The organism is Flavobacterium sp. CG_9.10, from assembly GCF_015752245.1.
GTDB lineage: Bacteria > Bacteroidota > Bacteroidia > Flavobacteriales > Flavobacteriaceae > Flavobacterium.
In genome coordinates, this window is record NZ_JADOVD010000005.1 from 124,578 (window position 1) to 139,717 (window position 15,140).

Annotated in this window: 14 protein-coding genes; 7 read left to right on the forward strand and 7 right to left on the reverse strand. The window is 34.6% G+C overall.

The window, feature by feature from the left end; all coding sequences use genetic code 11:
• Positions 1-275 precede the first annotated feature (275 nt).
• Positions 276-956, forward strand: coding sequence for a DedA family protein (locus tag IWX84_RS05915; protein ID WP_196849824.1), 681 nt, complete (start codon positions 276-278; stop codon positions 954-956).
• 78 nt (positions 957-1,034) lie between these two features.
• Here the strand turns inward: IWX84_RS05915 and groL are convergent, their stop codons facing one another.
• The 7 genes from groL to miaB all read right to left on the reverse strand — a co-directional run bounded on the left by groL (position 1,035) and on the right by miaB (position 7,791).
• Positions 1,035-2,663: a chaperonin GroEL gene (gene groL, locus IWX84_RS05920; RefSeq protein ID WP_196849825.1), complete on the reverse strand. Its 1,629-nt coding sequence runs from the start codon at positions 2,661-2,663 to the stop codon at positions 1,035-1,037.
• A gap of 68 nt (positions 2,664-2,731) precedes the next feature.
• Positions 2,732-3,007 carry a co-chaperone GroES gene (gene groES / locus IWX84_RS05925; protein ID WP_035670228.1) on the reverse strand — a complete coding sequence of 92 codons (276 nt, stop codon included), beginning with the start codon at positions 3,005-3,007 and terminating at the stop codon, positions 2,732-2,734.
• A gap of 137 nt (positions 3,008-3,144) precedes the next feature.
• Positions 3,145-3,489 carry a preprotein translocase subunit SecG gene (gene secG, locus IWX84_RS05930; RefSeq protein WP_196849826.1) on the reverse strand — a complete coding sequence of 115 codons (345 nt, stop codon included), beginning with the start codon at positions 3,487-3,489 and terminating at the stop codon, positions 3,145-3,147.
• 3 nt (positions 3,490-3,492) lie between these two features.
• Positions 3,493-4,344, reverse strand: coding sequence for a tetratricopeptide repeat protein (locus IWX84_RS05935; protein WP_196849827.1), 852 nt, complete (start codon positions 4,342-4,344; stop codon positions 3,493-3,495).
• 81 nt (positions 4,345-4,425) lie between these two features.
• Entirely contained in the window at positions 4,426-4,929 is a 504-nt protein-coding gene (locus IWX84_RS05940; protein WP_196849828.1) for an LptE family protein, read from the reverse strand.
• 71 nt (positions 4,930-5,000) lie between these two features.
• Positions 5,001-6,260 (reverse strand): sigma-54 interaction domain-containing protein, encoded by a 1,260-nt coding sequence (locus IWX84_RS05945; protein WP_196849829.1) that lies wholly within the window; start codon positions 6,258-6,260, stop codon positions 5,001-5,003.
• Positions 6,261-6,345: 85 nt separating this feature from the next.
• Complete coding sequence (gene miaB / locus IWX84_RS05950; RefSeq protein WP_196849830.1) at positions 6,346-7,791, reverse strand: tRNA (N6-isopentenyl adenosine(37)-C2)-methylthiotransferase MiaB; 1,446 nt, start codon at positions 7,789-7,791, stop codon at positions 6,346-6,348.
• Between the two features lie 575 nt (positions 7,792-8,366).
• Between miaB and IWX84_RS05955 the strand changes: the two genes are divergently transcribed.
• The 6 genes from IWX84_RS05955 (at position 8,367) to gldL (ending at position 15,114) form a co-directional block, all read left to right on the forward strand.
• Positions 8,367-8,594, forward strand: coding sequence for a hypothetical protein (locus IWX84_RS05955; protein ID WP_196849831.1), 228 nt, complete (start codon positions 8,367-8,369; stop codon positions 8,592-8,594).
• Positions 8,595-8,748: 154 nt separating this feature from the next.
• Complete coding sequence (locus IWX84_RS05960; RefSeq protein WP_196849832.1) at positions 8,749-8,898, forward strand: hypothetical protein; 150 nt, start codon at positions 8,749-8,751, stop codon at positions 8,896-8,898.
• A 296-nt stretch (positions 8,899-9,194) separates the two neighbouring features.
• Entirely contained in the window at positions 9,195-11,723 is a 2,529-nt protein-coding gene (topA, locus tag IWX84_RS05965; protein WP_196849833.1) for a type I DNA topoisomerase, read from the forward strand.
• Positions 11,724-11,727: 4 nt separating this feature from the next.
• Positions 11,728-12,879 carry a formimidoylglutamase gene (locus tag IWX84_RS05970; protein ID WP_196849834.1) on the forward strand — a complete coding sequence of 384 codons (1,152 nt, stop codon included), beginning with the start codon at positions 11,728-11,730 and terminating at the stop codon, positions 12,877-12,879.
• A gap of 127 nt (positions 12,880-13,006) precedes the next feature.
• Positions 13,007-14,413: a gliding motility lipoprotein GldK gene (gldK, locus tag IWX84_RS05975; protein WP_196849835.1), complete on the forward strand. Its 1,407-nt coding sequence runs from the start codon at positions 13,007-13,009 to the stop codon at positions 14,411-14,413.
• Between the two features lie 50 nt (positions 14,414-14,463).
• The gene (gene gldL / locus IWX84_RS05980; RefSeq protein ID WP_196849836.1) at positions 14,464-15,114 is read left to right on the forward strand and encodes a gliding motility protein GldL; all 651 of its coding nucleotides are present in this window, start codon (positions 14,464-14,466) and stop codon (positions 15,112-15,114) included.
• The last annotated feature ends 26 nt before the right edge of the window (positions 15,115-15,140 follow it).

Sequence of the window (15,140 nt, forward strand, 5' to 3'; positions counted from 1 at the left end):
TTTGGGCTTTTAATTTTGTTATTTAGATGGAATTTAAAGTGAATTTTTTTATTACTGACAAGAGGTAGCGTTTCTAATAAATATTTTTTTTGACTAAATCTACCATCGGCAAATTACATATGAATTGAAAGCTATATTTGGATTATGTTGTTAATTATGATCGTCGCTATAATGCTTTCGAGCGTTAATTAAACTTTAAAGTATATCAATAAATTGCGGTTAAGGTAAATTATTCTTACTTTCACGACCAATAAATTTAATTACAAAGCTGCTCTATGAATAATTTTGATTGGACACAATTACTTAATCCAGAATTTTATATTACCCTTCAAATAGGAGGAGTTCAAATAGGTTTATATATAGTTTTATTTATAATTTTTGCCGAAACTGGTCTTTTCGCCGGTTTTTTTCTTCCTGGAGACAGTTTGCTTTTTCTTGCGGGAATCTACAGTAGAGATTTAGTTCAAAATTTAATATCTATCGAGAGTGATTTCATAAATGTTACCATATTATCTCTTTTGGTTGCAATAGCAGGGATTTTTGGGAATACGGTCGGTTATTGGTTTGGAGCGAAAAGTGGCTATTATTTATTTAAAAAAGAAGATACTTTCTGGTTTAAGAAGAAATACTTGATACAGTCCAAAGATTTTTTTGAGAAGTATGGAGGAAAAGCTATAATATTTGCCCGTTTCCTACCTATTTTTAGAACCTTCGCACCTATTGTTGCCGGAATAGTATCTATGGATAAGAGCAAATTCATGTTTTTTAATATTTTGAGTTCTTTTCTATGGTCATTCATTTTAATTTTTTCAGGTCATTATTTGTATGGCATCTTTTTGGATGAATTTGGAATTGACTTAAAAAAGAATATAGAATATATTATAATAATAATTGTTTTGATAACTACGGTTCCCGTTTTATTCAAGCTTTTGAAAAAAAATATACATTTAAAATAATCCTGAATCCTAATCATAAAAAAACTCCGTCTCGTTGCAATAACGAGACGGAGTTTTTTATTTAACTTGGAACAGATTTTACATCATTCCTGGCATACCACCACCCATCTGGTTTCCGCCACCATTTTCTTCTTTAATATCGATCAAAGCACATTCAGTAGTTAATATCATCCCCGCAACCGATGCTGCATTTTCTAATGCTACACGAGTTACTTTTTTAGGGTCAATAATACCAGCTTTTAGCATATCAACGTATTCATCTGTTTTAGCATTGTATCCAAAGTCACCTTTTCCTTCAGCCACTTTTGCAACAACTACCGAACCTTCAAGACCTGCATTCTCAACAATAGTTCTTAAAGGAGATTCTACAGCACGAGAAACAATTTGAATTCCTGTTGCCTCATCAGCATTGTCAGCTTTAATAGCGCTTAGTGCGTTTTTGGCTCTTAATAACGCAACACCACCACCAGCAACTATTCCTTCTTCAACAGCAGCACGAGTTGCATGAAGCGCATCGTCCACTCTGTCTTTTTTCTCTTTCATTTCTACTTCAGAAGCAGCACCAACATAAAGTACAGCTACACCACCAGCTAATTTAGCCAAACGTTCCTGTAATTTTTCTTTGTCATAATCAGAAGTGGTAGCTTCCATTTGACCTTTGATTTGGTTCACACGATTTTTGATCATATCAGCTTCACCAGCACCACTTACAATAGTCGTGTTGTCTTTGTCGATAGTAACTTTTTTCGCAGTTCCTAACATTTCTAGTGTAGTGTTCTCAAGAGTATAACCTCTTTCTTCTGAGATTACAGTTCCACCTGTTAAGATGGCAATATCTTCTAACATTGCTTTTCTTCTGTCTCCAAAACCAGGGGCTTTTACTGCAGCAATTTTCAATGCTCCACGTAATTTATTTACTACCAATGTAGATAACGCTTCACCATCAACATCTTCAGCAATAATCAATAAAGGTTTTCCCGATTGTGCAACAGGCTCTAATACCGGCAATAATTCTTTTAATGAAGATACTTTTTTGTCATACAAAAGGATGTAAGGATTCTCCAATTCCACTTCCATTTTTTCTGGATTGGTAACAAAATAAGGAGAAAGATATCCTCTGTCAAATTGCATTCCTTCCACAACATCTACATAAGTATCTGTTCCTTTGGCTTCTTCAACAGTGATGACACCTTCTTTTCCAACTTTTGCGAAAGCAGCAGCGATTAATTCACCAATTACTTCGTCATTATTAGCTGAAATCGAAGCAATTTGCTTTATTTTTTCAGAATCACTTCCTACTACTTTTGCCTGCTTAGCTAAGTCAGCTACTATTGCTTCTACCGCTTTGTCAATACCGCGTTTCAAATCCATTGGATTTGCACCTGCAGCTACATTTTTCAAGCCTTCTTTTACGATAGCTTGAGCTAAAACAGTTGCAGTTGTTGTTCCATCTCCAGCTAAATCATTAGTTTTTGAAGCAACTTCTTTAACCATTTGAGCACCCATATTTTCTAAGGGATCTTTTAACTCAATTTCTTTTGCTACTGTAACACCGTCTTTAGTAACGGTTGGTCCACCAAATGCTTTTCCAATAATTACATTACGACCTTTTGGTCCAAGGGTTACTTTTACAGCATTTGCTAATGCATCTACGCCACGTTTTAATCCGTCACGTGCTTCTATATCGAATTTTATATCTTTTGCCATTTTAAATTTTGTTTAGTGTTTAAGGTTTTAAAATCTTAATACTTAATACTTTTTTATCTTAATTCTAATTATATAATTGCAAGAATATCGTCTTCTCTCATTATCAAATAATCTTTTCCTTCCAGTTTCAATTCTGTTCCAGCGTATTTTCCATAAAGGACAGAATCTCCAATTTTAACAGTCATTGTATGGTCTTTTGTACCGTTTCCTACAGCAACAACAGTTCCTTTTTGTGGTTTTTCTTTAGCTGTGTCCGGAATAAAAATCCCTGATGCAGTTTTAGTCTCAGCAGCAACTGGTTCGATAAGAACTCTGTCTGAAAGAGGTTTGATGTTTAAAGCCATGATTTTATGTTTTAAATTATTTTTTTAATGAATGCTAATAGGATTTCAGAAATTGTGCCAGCCTATTAAAACTGACACATTTTCTTATAAAAAATGCCAGCTTTGACAGGCTGGCATTTAGAATAAGGGGAAATATTTTATTTTGCTGGATTTGTTGCAGCAGGTGTATTTTGAACTGGAGAAGCTGGAGCAGCAGTAGTTGGTGCAGTAGTTTCTGTTTGCTCAATAATTTTTGAATCGTTATCACTTAATGCTCCAGTAAAGCTTAAACTTGAAAGAAGTATCAGTACAATTAAAATAGTAGCAAGTGTCCATGTGCTTTTGTCTAAAAAATCAGTTGTTTTCTGTACACCACCTAACATTTGAGAGCCACCTATTGTAGAAGACAATCCACCACCTTTAGGGTTTTGAACCATTATAACTACGATTAATAGAAAACAAACTATTGTTATTAAAACTAAAAAAATTGAAAATGTGCTCATTGTTTAATTATTATTTTGTTGTAAAATCTTAATATCCGCTATGCGGTCTGCAAAGAAACTACTTTTTTCTGGATATTTCAAAATTAATATTTGATAAGCTTGAATCGCTTTTAGATATTTTTTTTGTTCCAAATAAACTCGCGCCAAAGTCTCGGTCATCAAATAGGAGTTGTCATCTTTATTTAGGTCGAAAGTTACGGTAGAGGGAACGCCATGTTTCACTGGCGAAATTTTAGGACTAGTTTCTATAAACTTGTCGATTAATTCCGCTTTTTTCTTTTTGTTCTCATCTATTGGCAGCGTTTTTGGGCTAATCTTATTTTCAGATTCTCTATTAATAGGTAGCGTTCGCGATAGTTGTAGCCATTCTTGAAAAGAATGTTGTTCATTTACAGAAAAATCCAAAGGTTGACCGATAGCTAATTTTTCTTCTGCAGTTTTGTTAGTGTCATCATATTCTAATGGTAAAGCTTCCCTTATAGAAGTAAGAATGGAGCGCTCTGATGTATTTGTTTTGTGCTCCAATTTTTCTTCGTGCACAATTATTTCACTATCGATTACATTGATGTCGAGAAGTTCAAGCGTTTTTTTATCGTAGAATTCTTTTTGTATCGCAGTAAAAGTGTCTGATGTAATGAAATCAAAGAGCACTGCTCTATCTGTTGTATGCGCTGCAGTAACTTTCAAAGCAAAATTATACCTGAAACTATTTTGGTTATAAAGCCCTTTTAATTGTAATGCTCTGGCGCTTTGAAAATAAGGAAATTCATCTAGTACTTTTTCCAATGCGACCGTTTGCTTCTCATTAACAGCATTTGGTTTGTTAATCAAATAAGTATAATCGGTTACATTCATAAAGGTTATTCGTTTATTTGGTTATTCGTTTATTTGTTCTTCGATTAACGGAATCAACAAATGACCGAATCAAAACCTTATTTACCATTTGGCCAAAGATTCATTAAAGATATCTTGCGTAATTCGGTCAAAAATTTCTTTTAGAGCATTGTTTAAAGTAGATCCTACCAGTTGTTGTTCAGCAGGATAATCATAGTAAAATTCGAATGTTTTTTCAAAATCATCCTTTTCTTTATTTTTATTGGTAAAACGGACATTTATTCTTATTTTTAAACGGTTTTGTGCCGCTTTTTGGTCGGCGGTAGCCGTCATCGGACTTATCCGATAATCTACAATTTCACCTTCGTAAGTTAAATCAGCACTGTTTTTTACCAAATTCAAATTGGTTTGATTCTGAATTAAGTCCTGTAATGCGAGGGTAAATGTTCTGTCTATTCCAGGTTCAATTATTTCAGCATTATTTTGAAAAAAATTGACTTGAAAAGTTTTGGCGTCAATTTTTCCGGTCCCAGTAAAGTTATAAACCGAACAACTGTTTAACGTGAAAATAATTGTAATAGCGAAGATGTAATGTAAGTGTCTCATTTTATATTTGAAAAAACCAAAGATATTCATTTTATGCAAATCATTTGTGACTTTATAACGTATTGAAAAAATTACAAATCAAATTGTTTAATTTTTCGGTATAAAGTTCTTTCGGAAATTCCCAATTCATCAGCTGCAGCTTTTCGTTTTCCTTTATTTTTTTCCAATGATTTCTTAATCATTTCAATTTCTTTTTGCTCCAGTCTCAATATTTCTTCTTCCTCTTCGATAGTTTCTGCAAACAAGTAATTATCGTCATTTTCCTGATATTGTTCTTCTTTATTTTGTGCCGTAATCAGATTGGTTCTTGGTTCTTCTTCAAAATCTATCTCACTATCATTTTCTTTAGAACCGTAAATTTTAGTGATTAGTTTTTTATTGGTTTCCTGTACTTTAGAACTGCCGTTTTCCATCAACTCTAAAGTAAGTTTTTTTAAATCATGCAGGTCGCTTTTCATATCGAAAAGCACTTTGTACAAAATTTCTCTTTCGTTACTAAAATCACTATCACTTTTTTTATCTTTTATCACAGATGGTAAATTAGTTCCTTCTTGTGGTAGATAAGACTGCAATGTTGCCGCCGTAATTTCACGATTAGTTTCCAAAACGGAAATCTGTTCCGCTACGTTTCTCAATTGACGAATGTTCCCGCTCCAACGGAATTTTTGCAACAATTGAATGGCAACTTCATCTAGTTTTAAAGGAGGCATTTTGTACTTATGAGCAAAATCAGCAACAAACTTTCTAAACAACAAATGAATATCTTCTTTTCTATCTCTCAAAGGCGGTAAGTTAATATCCACCGTGCTTAATCGATAATACAGATCTTCTCTAAATTTCCCTTTTTGAATAGCATCAAATAAATTGACATTGGTCGCAGCTACAATTCGAACATCCGTTTTTTGTACCTGACTAGAACCGACTTTTATAAATTCGCCATTTTCTAATACGCGCAACAATCGAACTTGAGTGGTCAGAGGCAATTCACCTACTTCATCAAGAAAAATGGTTCCACCGTCAGCCACTTCAAAGTATCCCTCACGTGTTCCGGTTGCTCCTGTAAATGCTCCTTTTTCATGTCCAAAAAGTTCACTGTCAATAGTTCCTTCCGGAATGGCTCCGCAGTTTACAGCGATATATTTTCCGTGTTTTCTATGGGAAAGTGAATGAATAATTCTCGGAATGTTTTCTTTCCCAACACCACTTTCACCTGCCACTAATACTGAAATATCAGTAGGAGCAACCTGAATCGCTTTTTCTATTGCACGATTGAGCTTCGGGTCATTCCCGATAATCTCAAATCGTTGTTTAATGTTTTGAACTGTATCCATGTTCTATATTGTTTAAAGTTGTTTTTGTTTAAAGTTTAAAGTCAGCCAATTGAGGTAAACTTTAAACTTTAAACTTTACACTTTTTTAATTCATTTCAGATAATCCAACAGCCAAACCTTTAAGTGTGCCTGAAGTGCAACTTATAATTTTTACATTCACAAATTCCCCAATTTTATAATTTTCTTTTGGGAAAACCACAGTGATACTTTGTGAATTCCTACCGGAAAATTCTTCAGTTGATTTTTTTGAAACTTTCTCTACCAAAACTTCAACCGTTTGCCCGATGAATTCCTCAGAGCGCAACCAAGCATGTTTTTGCTGTAGATCGACAATTTCCTGCAATCTTCTGGCTTTGGTTTCTTCCGTAACATCATCTTCCATTTTTCTTCCTGCCAAAGTTCCCGGACGCTCTGAATACGAATACATATAACCAAAATTATATTTCACATATTCCATCAAACTCAACGTATCTTGATGATCTTCCTCCGTTTCGGTAGGAAAACCCGATATCATATCCTGCGAAATAGAACCATTGGGAACAATGCTTCTAATTTTATCAATCAAAGTCATGTATTGTTCGCGCGTATGCAAACGGTTCATTTCCTTCAAAATTCTGTTGCTTCCAGATTGTACCGGTAAATGGATGTGTTTACATATATTAGGATGCTTCGCAATTACATGCAAAATGCTTTCGTGCATATCCTGAGGATTGGATGTCGAAAATCGGATTCTCATTTTTGGAAAACCAACCGCTACCATTTCTAGTAATTGGTCAAAATCAACTGCAGTAGCTTTTTGCATTTCAGAGGCATTTTCGAAATCTTTCTTCAATCCGCCGCCGTACCATAAATAACTATCCACATTTTGACCCAAAAGGGTAATTTCCTTAAAACCTTTATCCCACAAATCCTGAATTTCCTTCATTATACTTTGTGGTTCTCGGCTGCGCTCGCGTCCTCGGGTAAAAGGCACCACGCAAAACGTACACATATTATCACAACCACGCGTGATAGAAACCAAGGCCGTAATTCCGTTGCTCATTAATCGCACCGGTGAAATGTCTCCATAGGTTTCATCTTTCGATAAAATCACGTTGATGGCATCCCGTCCTTCCTCGACTTCCGCCAATAAGTTCGGTAAATCTTTATAGGCATCAGGACCTACAACAAGGTCTACAATTTTTTCTTCTTCTAGGAATTTGTCTTTCAATCGTTCTGCCATACAACCCAAAACCCCAACTTTCATCTTTGGATTAATACGTTTTACAGCATTGTATTTTTCTAAACGTTTACGAATCGTTTGCTCTGCTTTGTCGCGAATCGAGCAGGTATTCACCAAAACTAAATCGGCTTCTTCCAGAATTTGCGTCGTATTATATCCGTTTCCGGATAATATAGAAGCTACAATTTCACTGTCCGAAAAATTCATTGCACAGCCGTAACTTTCTATAAAAAGTTTCTTCGTATTCTCGGGTTTATGTTCTAGAACAAGACTTTCGCCTTGTTTGCTTTCTTCAATAATCTTCTCCATTACTTAATTTAAAGTGCAAAGATAACGCAATTCCAATAAATATGACAAGATGTCAGACTAAGATTTAACATTGTTTTAGGCATTCTGCGCAGTTGTATTTTAAGAGCTGTTTTCCGTCTAGTCCATAAGACGAGATTACAATACCAGCGCAAAAAAAGTACAGTTTCTAAAGTTACAAAAAGAGCTTCTTGCGGTCGCTTTTTTAGCACAAGAAAATAAAACTTTTTTTTACTTTGGGATTTTCACTTCAATCGCGGCAGTCGTAAAATTATTTACCAGGTAGAGATTAAAAGTCTGAAATCGTGAATTCAGAACAATCAGTAAAACCACATTAATTACTATATGAAATGATTAAAATGATAGGAGTAAAACATTTTGCGGTGGAAAAAGTGGAAAATCTGCTTTGGAAAATCTGCTTTTTATTTAATCATATATGCAGGGTTTTAAGTTAAAAAAACATGAATTGTATAAACTTTTTGTTTAATTGTGTAATATAATCGCAAAAAAATAATATTATATTTGTAATAGTAAAACCATTAACAATATAATAATCATTAATTTAAAAATTTTTCAATATGAAACAATTATTAGACATTAGCGCAACATCAAAAAAGTATTTAGCAATCGCAGCACTTTTCTTTTCTCAAAGTATTCTATGGGCACAAGATAAAACAGTAGATGTAAATTTGAATGTAGATAAAGGCGGAAGCGATTGGTATGCGCAACCATGGATTTTGGTTGTAGGTGGTGCAGTTTTTATCATAATAATAGTAGCTCTTTTAAGGGGAAATAGCAGCAAGTAGTGACAAGGTACTCTGTTCAATGAGTACGGTTCTTCATTTAATAACAGGTATAAATAACGCTTTAAATAGTGCATTTATACCTGTTTATATTTTGGATGGGAACTAGCTAAGGTAATTAAAAGCATGCGTAATGTTTTAATCTTTTATTTCGTTAATGGAATGGCAAAAAAAAGATTTCATTTCCGGAAGGCTGACTAGTGAATTGGCTTTAATCAGTAATAAACTATTGTTTCAAATTATAGCTATAGACCTAAAAGATCCTGAAGGTGTTGGTTTTCCTGAATTAATAGTATTGTTGAGTTGATTTTGCGCGAGGGATAGAAGCGGAAATCCTTATTTAGGCTTTTTAGCCAAAATAAGATTGCAGCGAATAGCCCGACCCTTGCGGGCGCGCCCAAAACACATTTAATTTATTTGTTGATCTTCGTGAGTTTAATACGGACGATAAAATGAGCGTCTATTTTCCTGTTTTAAAGTGTTTAAAATTATATTTATCGAGCTTGCATTTTGTGCATTTCAACGAGAAATTTGACTTTTAAAATTTAAAAAACTCAAAATTTAAAAAAATCATATACTTTTGCCGACATAAACAATCGGGACATGGCAAAGAATTTAGTTATAGTTGAGTCACCTGCAAAGGCAAAAACAATTGAAAAATTTCTGGGAAGTGATTTCCAAGTGGAGTCAAGTTATGGGCATATTGCCGACTTGCCTTCCAAAGAAATTGGGGTAGATGTAGAAAATGGTTTTAAACCTAAATATGAAGTTTCTGCTGATAAAAAAGCGTTGGTTTCCAAATTAAAGACGTTAGCCAAGAATGCCGAAATGGTTTGGTTAGCAAGTGATGAGGATCGCGAGGGGGAAGCTATTTCTTGGCATCTTGCCGAAGAATTAAAATTAAATCCGGCCAAAACAAAACGAATTGTTTTTCACGAAATTACGAAAACAGCGATTCTAAAAGCGATTGATAATCCACGTGAAATCGATTATAATTTAGTCAACGCACAACAAGCGCGAAGAGTTCTTGATAGATTAGTAGGTTATGAATTGTCTCCTGTTTTGTGGAGGAAAATAAAAGGAGGTTTGTCTGCTGGTCGTGTACAATCCGTTTCTGTTCGATTGATTGTGGAGCGCGAAAGAGAAATTCAGAATTTTAAAGCTGTCGCTACTTATTCTATTGTAGCAGAATTCACTAACGAAGCAGGAAAAGCATTCAAAGCAAAACTGCCGAAGAATTTCAATACAAAAAAAGAAGCCGAGGATTTTTTAAATAAAAATATCGGTTCTACATATAAGGTAGCAGATTTAGAAACTAAACCTACTAAAAAATCACCAACAGGACCTTTTACCACTTCGACTTTACAACAAGAAGCGGCTAGAAAATTGTATTTGCCGGTTGGTATTACGATGCAACTCGCACAACGTTTATACGAAGCTGGACTTATTACTTATATGAGAACGGATAGTGTAAACTTGTCGAAAGATGCGATGGATGCTGCTCAAGCAGAAATCATCAAATCCTACGGAAAGGAATTCTCTAGACCTCGTACTTTTGTCAATAAAAGCAAAGGAGCGCAGGAAGCACATGAGGCGATTCGCCCTACGGATATGTCGCGTCACACCGTGGATATCGACAGAGACCAAGCGCGGTTGTATGATTTGATTTGGAAAAGAACCTTAGCTTCGCAAATGAGTGATGCGCAATTGGAACGCACAAACGTGAAAATTGAAGCAAATAATCACGGTGAAATATTCACGGCATCTGGAGAAGTTTTGCTTTTTGAAGGATTCTTGAAAGTGTATTTGGAAGGTCATGATGACGATGAAGAGGAGCAAGAAGGAATGTTGCCGGCGATGAAAGTCAATGAGAAATTAGGAAACAATTACATCACGGCTACCGAAAGATATTCTCGTGCAGCTGCAAGATATACGGAGGCTTCTTTAGTAAAAAAATTAGAAGAATTGGGAATCGGTCGTCCTTCTACTTATGCGCCAACGATTTCTACGATTATCAACAGAAATTATGTTGAGAAAGGAAATTTGGACGGTCAGGAACGTAATTATACGCAATTGACTTTGCAATCTGGAAAAGTAGGGGAGAAGTTACTTAAGGAAAATACAGGTTCTGATAAAGGAAAATTAGTTCCTACAGATATTGGAACGATTGTAACGGATTTCTTGGTTAAGAATTTCGGAAATATATTAGATTATAATTTCACTGCAAAAGTGGAACAGGATTTTGATGAAATTGCAGAAGGAAATATCGTTTGGACAAAAATGATGCAGGAATTCTACGATCAATTTCATCCAAATGTGAAAGATGTGGAAGCCAATGCGGAGCGAGAAAGTGGAGAAAGAATTCTGGGAATAGATCCAAAAACAGGGAAACCAGTTTCGGTTCGTTTAGGAAAATTTGGACCGATGGCTCAAATTGGAGCTGCGGATGATGAAGAGAAAAAATTTGCCAGTTTAATGGCAGATCAAAATATTGGGAACATCACATTGGAGGAAACGCTGAATTTATTTTTGTTGCCAAAAAATCTTGGAAATTACAAAGATGAAGAAGTAGAGGTGAGTAATGGTCGTTTTGGCCCTTACATTCGTCATGGAGCAGCTTTTGTTTCTTTGCCGAAAGGAGAAAATCCACTAGATGTAGATTTCGAAAGAGCAAAGGAACTAATCGATGAAAAAGCAATTGCCGATGCGCCTATCGCTATTTATAAAGGCGAAGGAGTGCAAAAAGGTGTTGGTCGTTTTGGTCCTTTTATCAAATGGGACGGTTTGTTTATCAATGTAAGTAAGAAATTTGATTTTGATAATTTATCACAATTAGATGTTGAAGCTTTGATTGAAGATAAATTGCAGAAAAATATTGATAAGGTTTTGCATAATTGGGAAGATGAAGGAATTTTGGTGGAAAAAGCCCGTTGGGGTCGTTCCGTTATTACCAAAGGAAAAATCAAAATTGAATTGAGTAAAGATGTCGATGCTACAAAATTGACATTAGCAGAAGTTCAGGAAATGATTGCCAAGAAAACGCCCGCTAAAAAAGTGGCTGCAAAAAAGGCGCCGGCAAAGAAAGCGGTTGCGAAAAAAGCAGTAGTTAAGAAACCAGTTGCAAAAAAATAATTAAATGGAATTTGATTTTCTAAGGCCGATAGACAATGAAATCCTACATTATATAAATGGATTGACTTCCCAGCAATTGGGAAGTAAAATTGTTTTGCACACGAACGAACAATTTCCGGATTTAAATAAGATTAAAATTGCAATTATTGGCGTTTTTGAAAACCGGGGCGATAAAAATGCGATTTCAGATATCGATTTAATACCGGTAAGAAAAGAATTGTATGGATTGTTTCCTGGCAATTGGGATACTTCGATAGCTGATTTAGGAGATATTCTAGCTGGGAATTCTATTGAAGACACTTATTTTGCATTAAAAAAAGTAGTAGCAAGTTTAATCAAGAAAAAAATTATCCCTATCGTTATTGGTGGTTCTCAAGATTTAACCTATGCACTTTATAGAGCCTATGATGATTTGGAACAGATGGTTAACATGGTTTCTATTGATAATAAGTTCGATTTTGGAAAAGAAAGTGAAGAAGTTTCGGCCTCTTCTTATTTGACAAAAATAATTATTGACGAACCCAATAATCTGTTTAATTACTGTAATATTGGTTATCAAACCTATTACAATTCCCAAGAGGAAATTGATCTGATTGAAAAATTATTTTTTGATGGGTACCGATTGGGTGAAATATCTAATAATATTTCTCTTTCGGAGCCGGTTTTTAGAGATGCGGATTTGGTGAGTATTGATTTGAGTGCTGTTAAATCCTCAGATTCAGGAAATTTCATTTCGTTTACACCTAATGGATTTAATGGAAAAGAGATTTGTTCTTTGGCTAGATATGCAGGAATAAGTGATAAAGTATCTTTGTTTGGGATATTTAATCATAATAATTCAGCACAAGAATCAGCGATAATAGCACAAATAATATGGTATTTTATTGAGGGTTTTCATTATCGTTCTTATGAATATCCTTTTGGAAGCAGAGACAATTATATTAAGTACATAGTTCCACTGGAAGAGGAAGAACTTGTTTTCTATAAAAGTGACAAAACGGACCGTTGGTGGATAGAAATTCCTTTTATTTCGAATGGAAGTAATAAACTAAAAAGAAATACGTTATTACCATGTTCTTACGACGAATATTTGTTGGCATGTAATCAAGAATTGCCAGAAAGATGGTGGAAAGCCCAAAGGAAAAACATATTATAGGTTTTTTGGGGCTTTAAAGAAGATATTTAATAAAAAACAACTTGTTTAGTGTGAAAAAATTGTTTTTTAAATAAATAATAAATAGGTTTACACACTTAAAAATAATGAATAGATAATCCAAATTTATATGAAGAAGTTCATTGCATTTACGGCAATTTTGACCTTGTTAATTAGCTGTGGTAAATCAAGCGATAAAGGGGAATTAGTTGGTGCGGCTGGAGGGAAATGGCATCCTGAGAAACCTTATGGTATGACTTTAGTGCCTGGTGGTGCTTTTATAATGGGTAAATCGGATGACGATTTAGCTGATGTTCAGGACGCGCCTACTAAAACGGTTACTGTTCGTTCTTTCTACATGGATGAAACTGAAATCACAAATAGTGAATACCGTCAATTCGTAGAATGGGTAAAAGATTCTACGATGAGAGTTCGTTTGGCAATTCTTGCTGACGAAAGTGGACAAAAAGCTGGTGATGGAAAGGGTAAACGTAAAAACGCCGGTAGTATTGGCGATTTTGCGTTTAATGATTCTGATCCTGAAAAAATGACTGCTTACGACAAATATATGTATGATAACTATTATAGCGTAGGAACGGCTGATGATCCTTACGCTGGAAGGAAATTAAACAAAAAAGTAAAACTTATTAAAGATACTAAGTTGTATCCAGATGAGTATTACAGTGAAGTAATGGATTCTATGTATTTGCCTATAGAAGCTTCTTATAATGGATTGCGTACTATTGATGTTAATAAATTAAAATTTCGTTATTCTTGGATGGATATTCAAGCTGCAGCGAAAGCAAAAGTTGGAAAAAGAAAAGATTTCATAAAAACAGAGGAAGTGAATGTTTATCCTGACACAACTGTTTGGATAAAAGATTTTGCTTACTCGTACAATGAGCCAATGCATAATGACTATTTCTGGCATAAAGCATACGGAGATTACCCTGTTGTTGGAGTTAAATGGACCCAAGCTAAAGCATTTTGTGCTTGGAGAACTTTAAATAAAAACACGTATATAAAATCTAAAAAGAAAGGTCGTGAATTGATAAATTCTTTTAGATTGCCTACTGAAGCAGAATGGGAATATTCCGCTAGAGGTGGTTTAGAATCTGCTACATATCCTTGGGGAGGTCCTTATACTAAAAACGATAGAGGCTGTTTCTTAGCGAATTTCAAACCAAATAGAGGAGATTACGCTGCCGATCAGGCCTTATATACAGTGGAGGCGAAGTCGTATGAGCCAAATGGTTACGGTCTTTATAACATGGCTGGAAATGTTTCTGAGTGGACGGATTCGTCTTATGATCCAAATGCTTACGAATATGTTTCTTCAATGAATCCAAATGTTTTGGATGCTTCAAACAAACGTAAAGTAGTTCGTGGCGGTTCGTGGAAAGATGTTGCTTATTTCCTACAAGTAAGCACGAGAGATTTTGAATATGCTGATTCTGCAAGAAGTTTTATTGGCTTTAGAACTGTTCAAGATTACATGGGATTGCAAACTACTGGAAACGGTGCAAAGAAAAAATAAATAAACTGACCAATTCAAATCTATCAAATAAATCTTTAAAAAAAAACATTATGGCATTACTTAGCAAAAAAACAATGAATTTCGCTTACGGGATGGGAGCGGCAGTTGTAATTATTGGAGCATTATTCAAAATTACACACCTTGAATTTGGGGTTATTACTGGAAATTTAATGTTAACCATTGGATTGGTTGTTGAGGCTGCAATTTTTGCTCTTTCTGCATTTGAACCTGTTGATGACGATTTAGACTGGACTTTGGTTTATCCTGAATTGGCTAATGGTGTTAAAGGTGCAGCTCCGAAGAAAAAAGTTGAAACTCCTTCAGATGCTCAAGGCTTATTGTCTCAAAAATTAGATGCTATGTTAAAAGACGCTAAAATTGATGGTGAATTAATGGCTAGTTTAGGTAGCAGTATTAAAAATTTCGAATCAGCTGCTAAAGGTATTGCGCCAACTGTAGATTCTATAAATTCTACAAAAAAATATAGCGAAGAATTAACTTTGGCTGCGGCACAAATGGAATCTTTGAATAGCTTATATAAAATCCAATTGCAAAGTGCTTCAAGAAATGCACAAATAAATGAAGAAGTTGCTGAAAATAATTTAAAATTAAAAGACCAAATGCAATCTTTGACTTCTAACCTTTCATCACTTAACAATGTGTATGGTGGAATGCTTTCTGCAATGAATAATAAAGGATAATTAGTTTCGAACTATATAAAAACAAT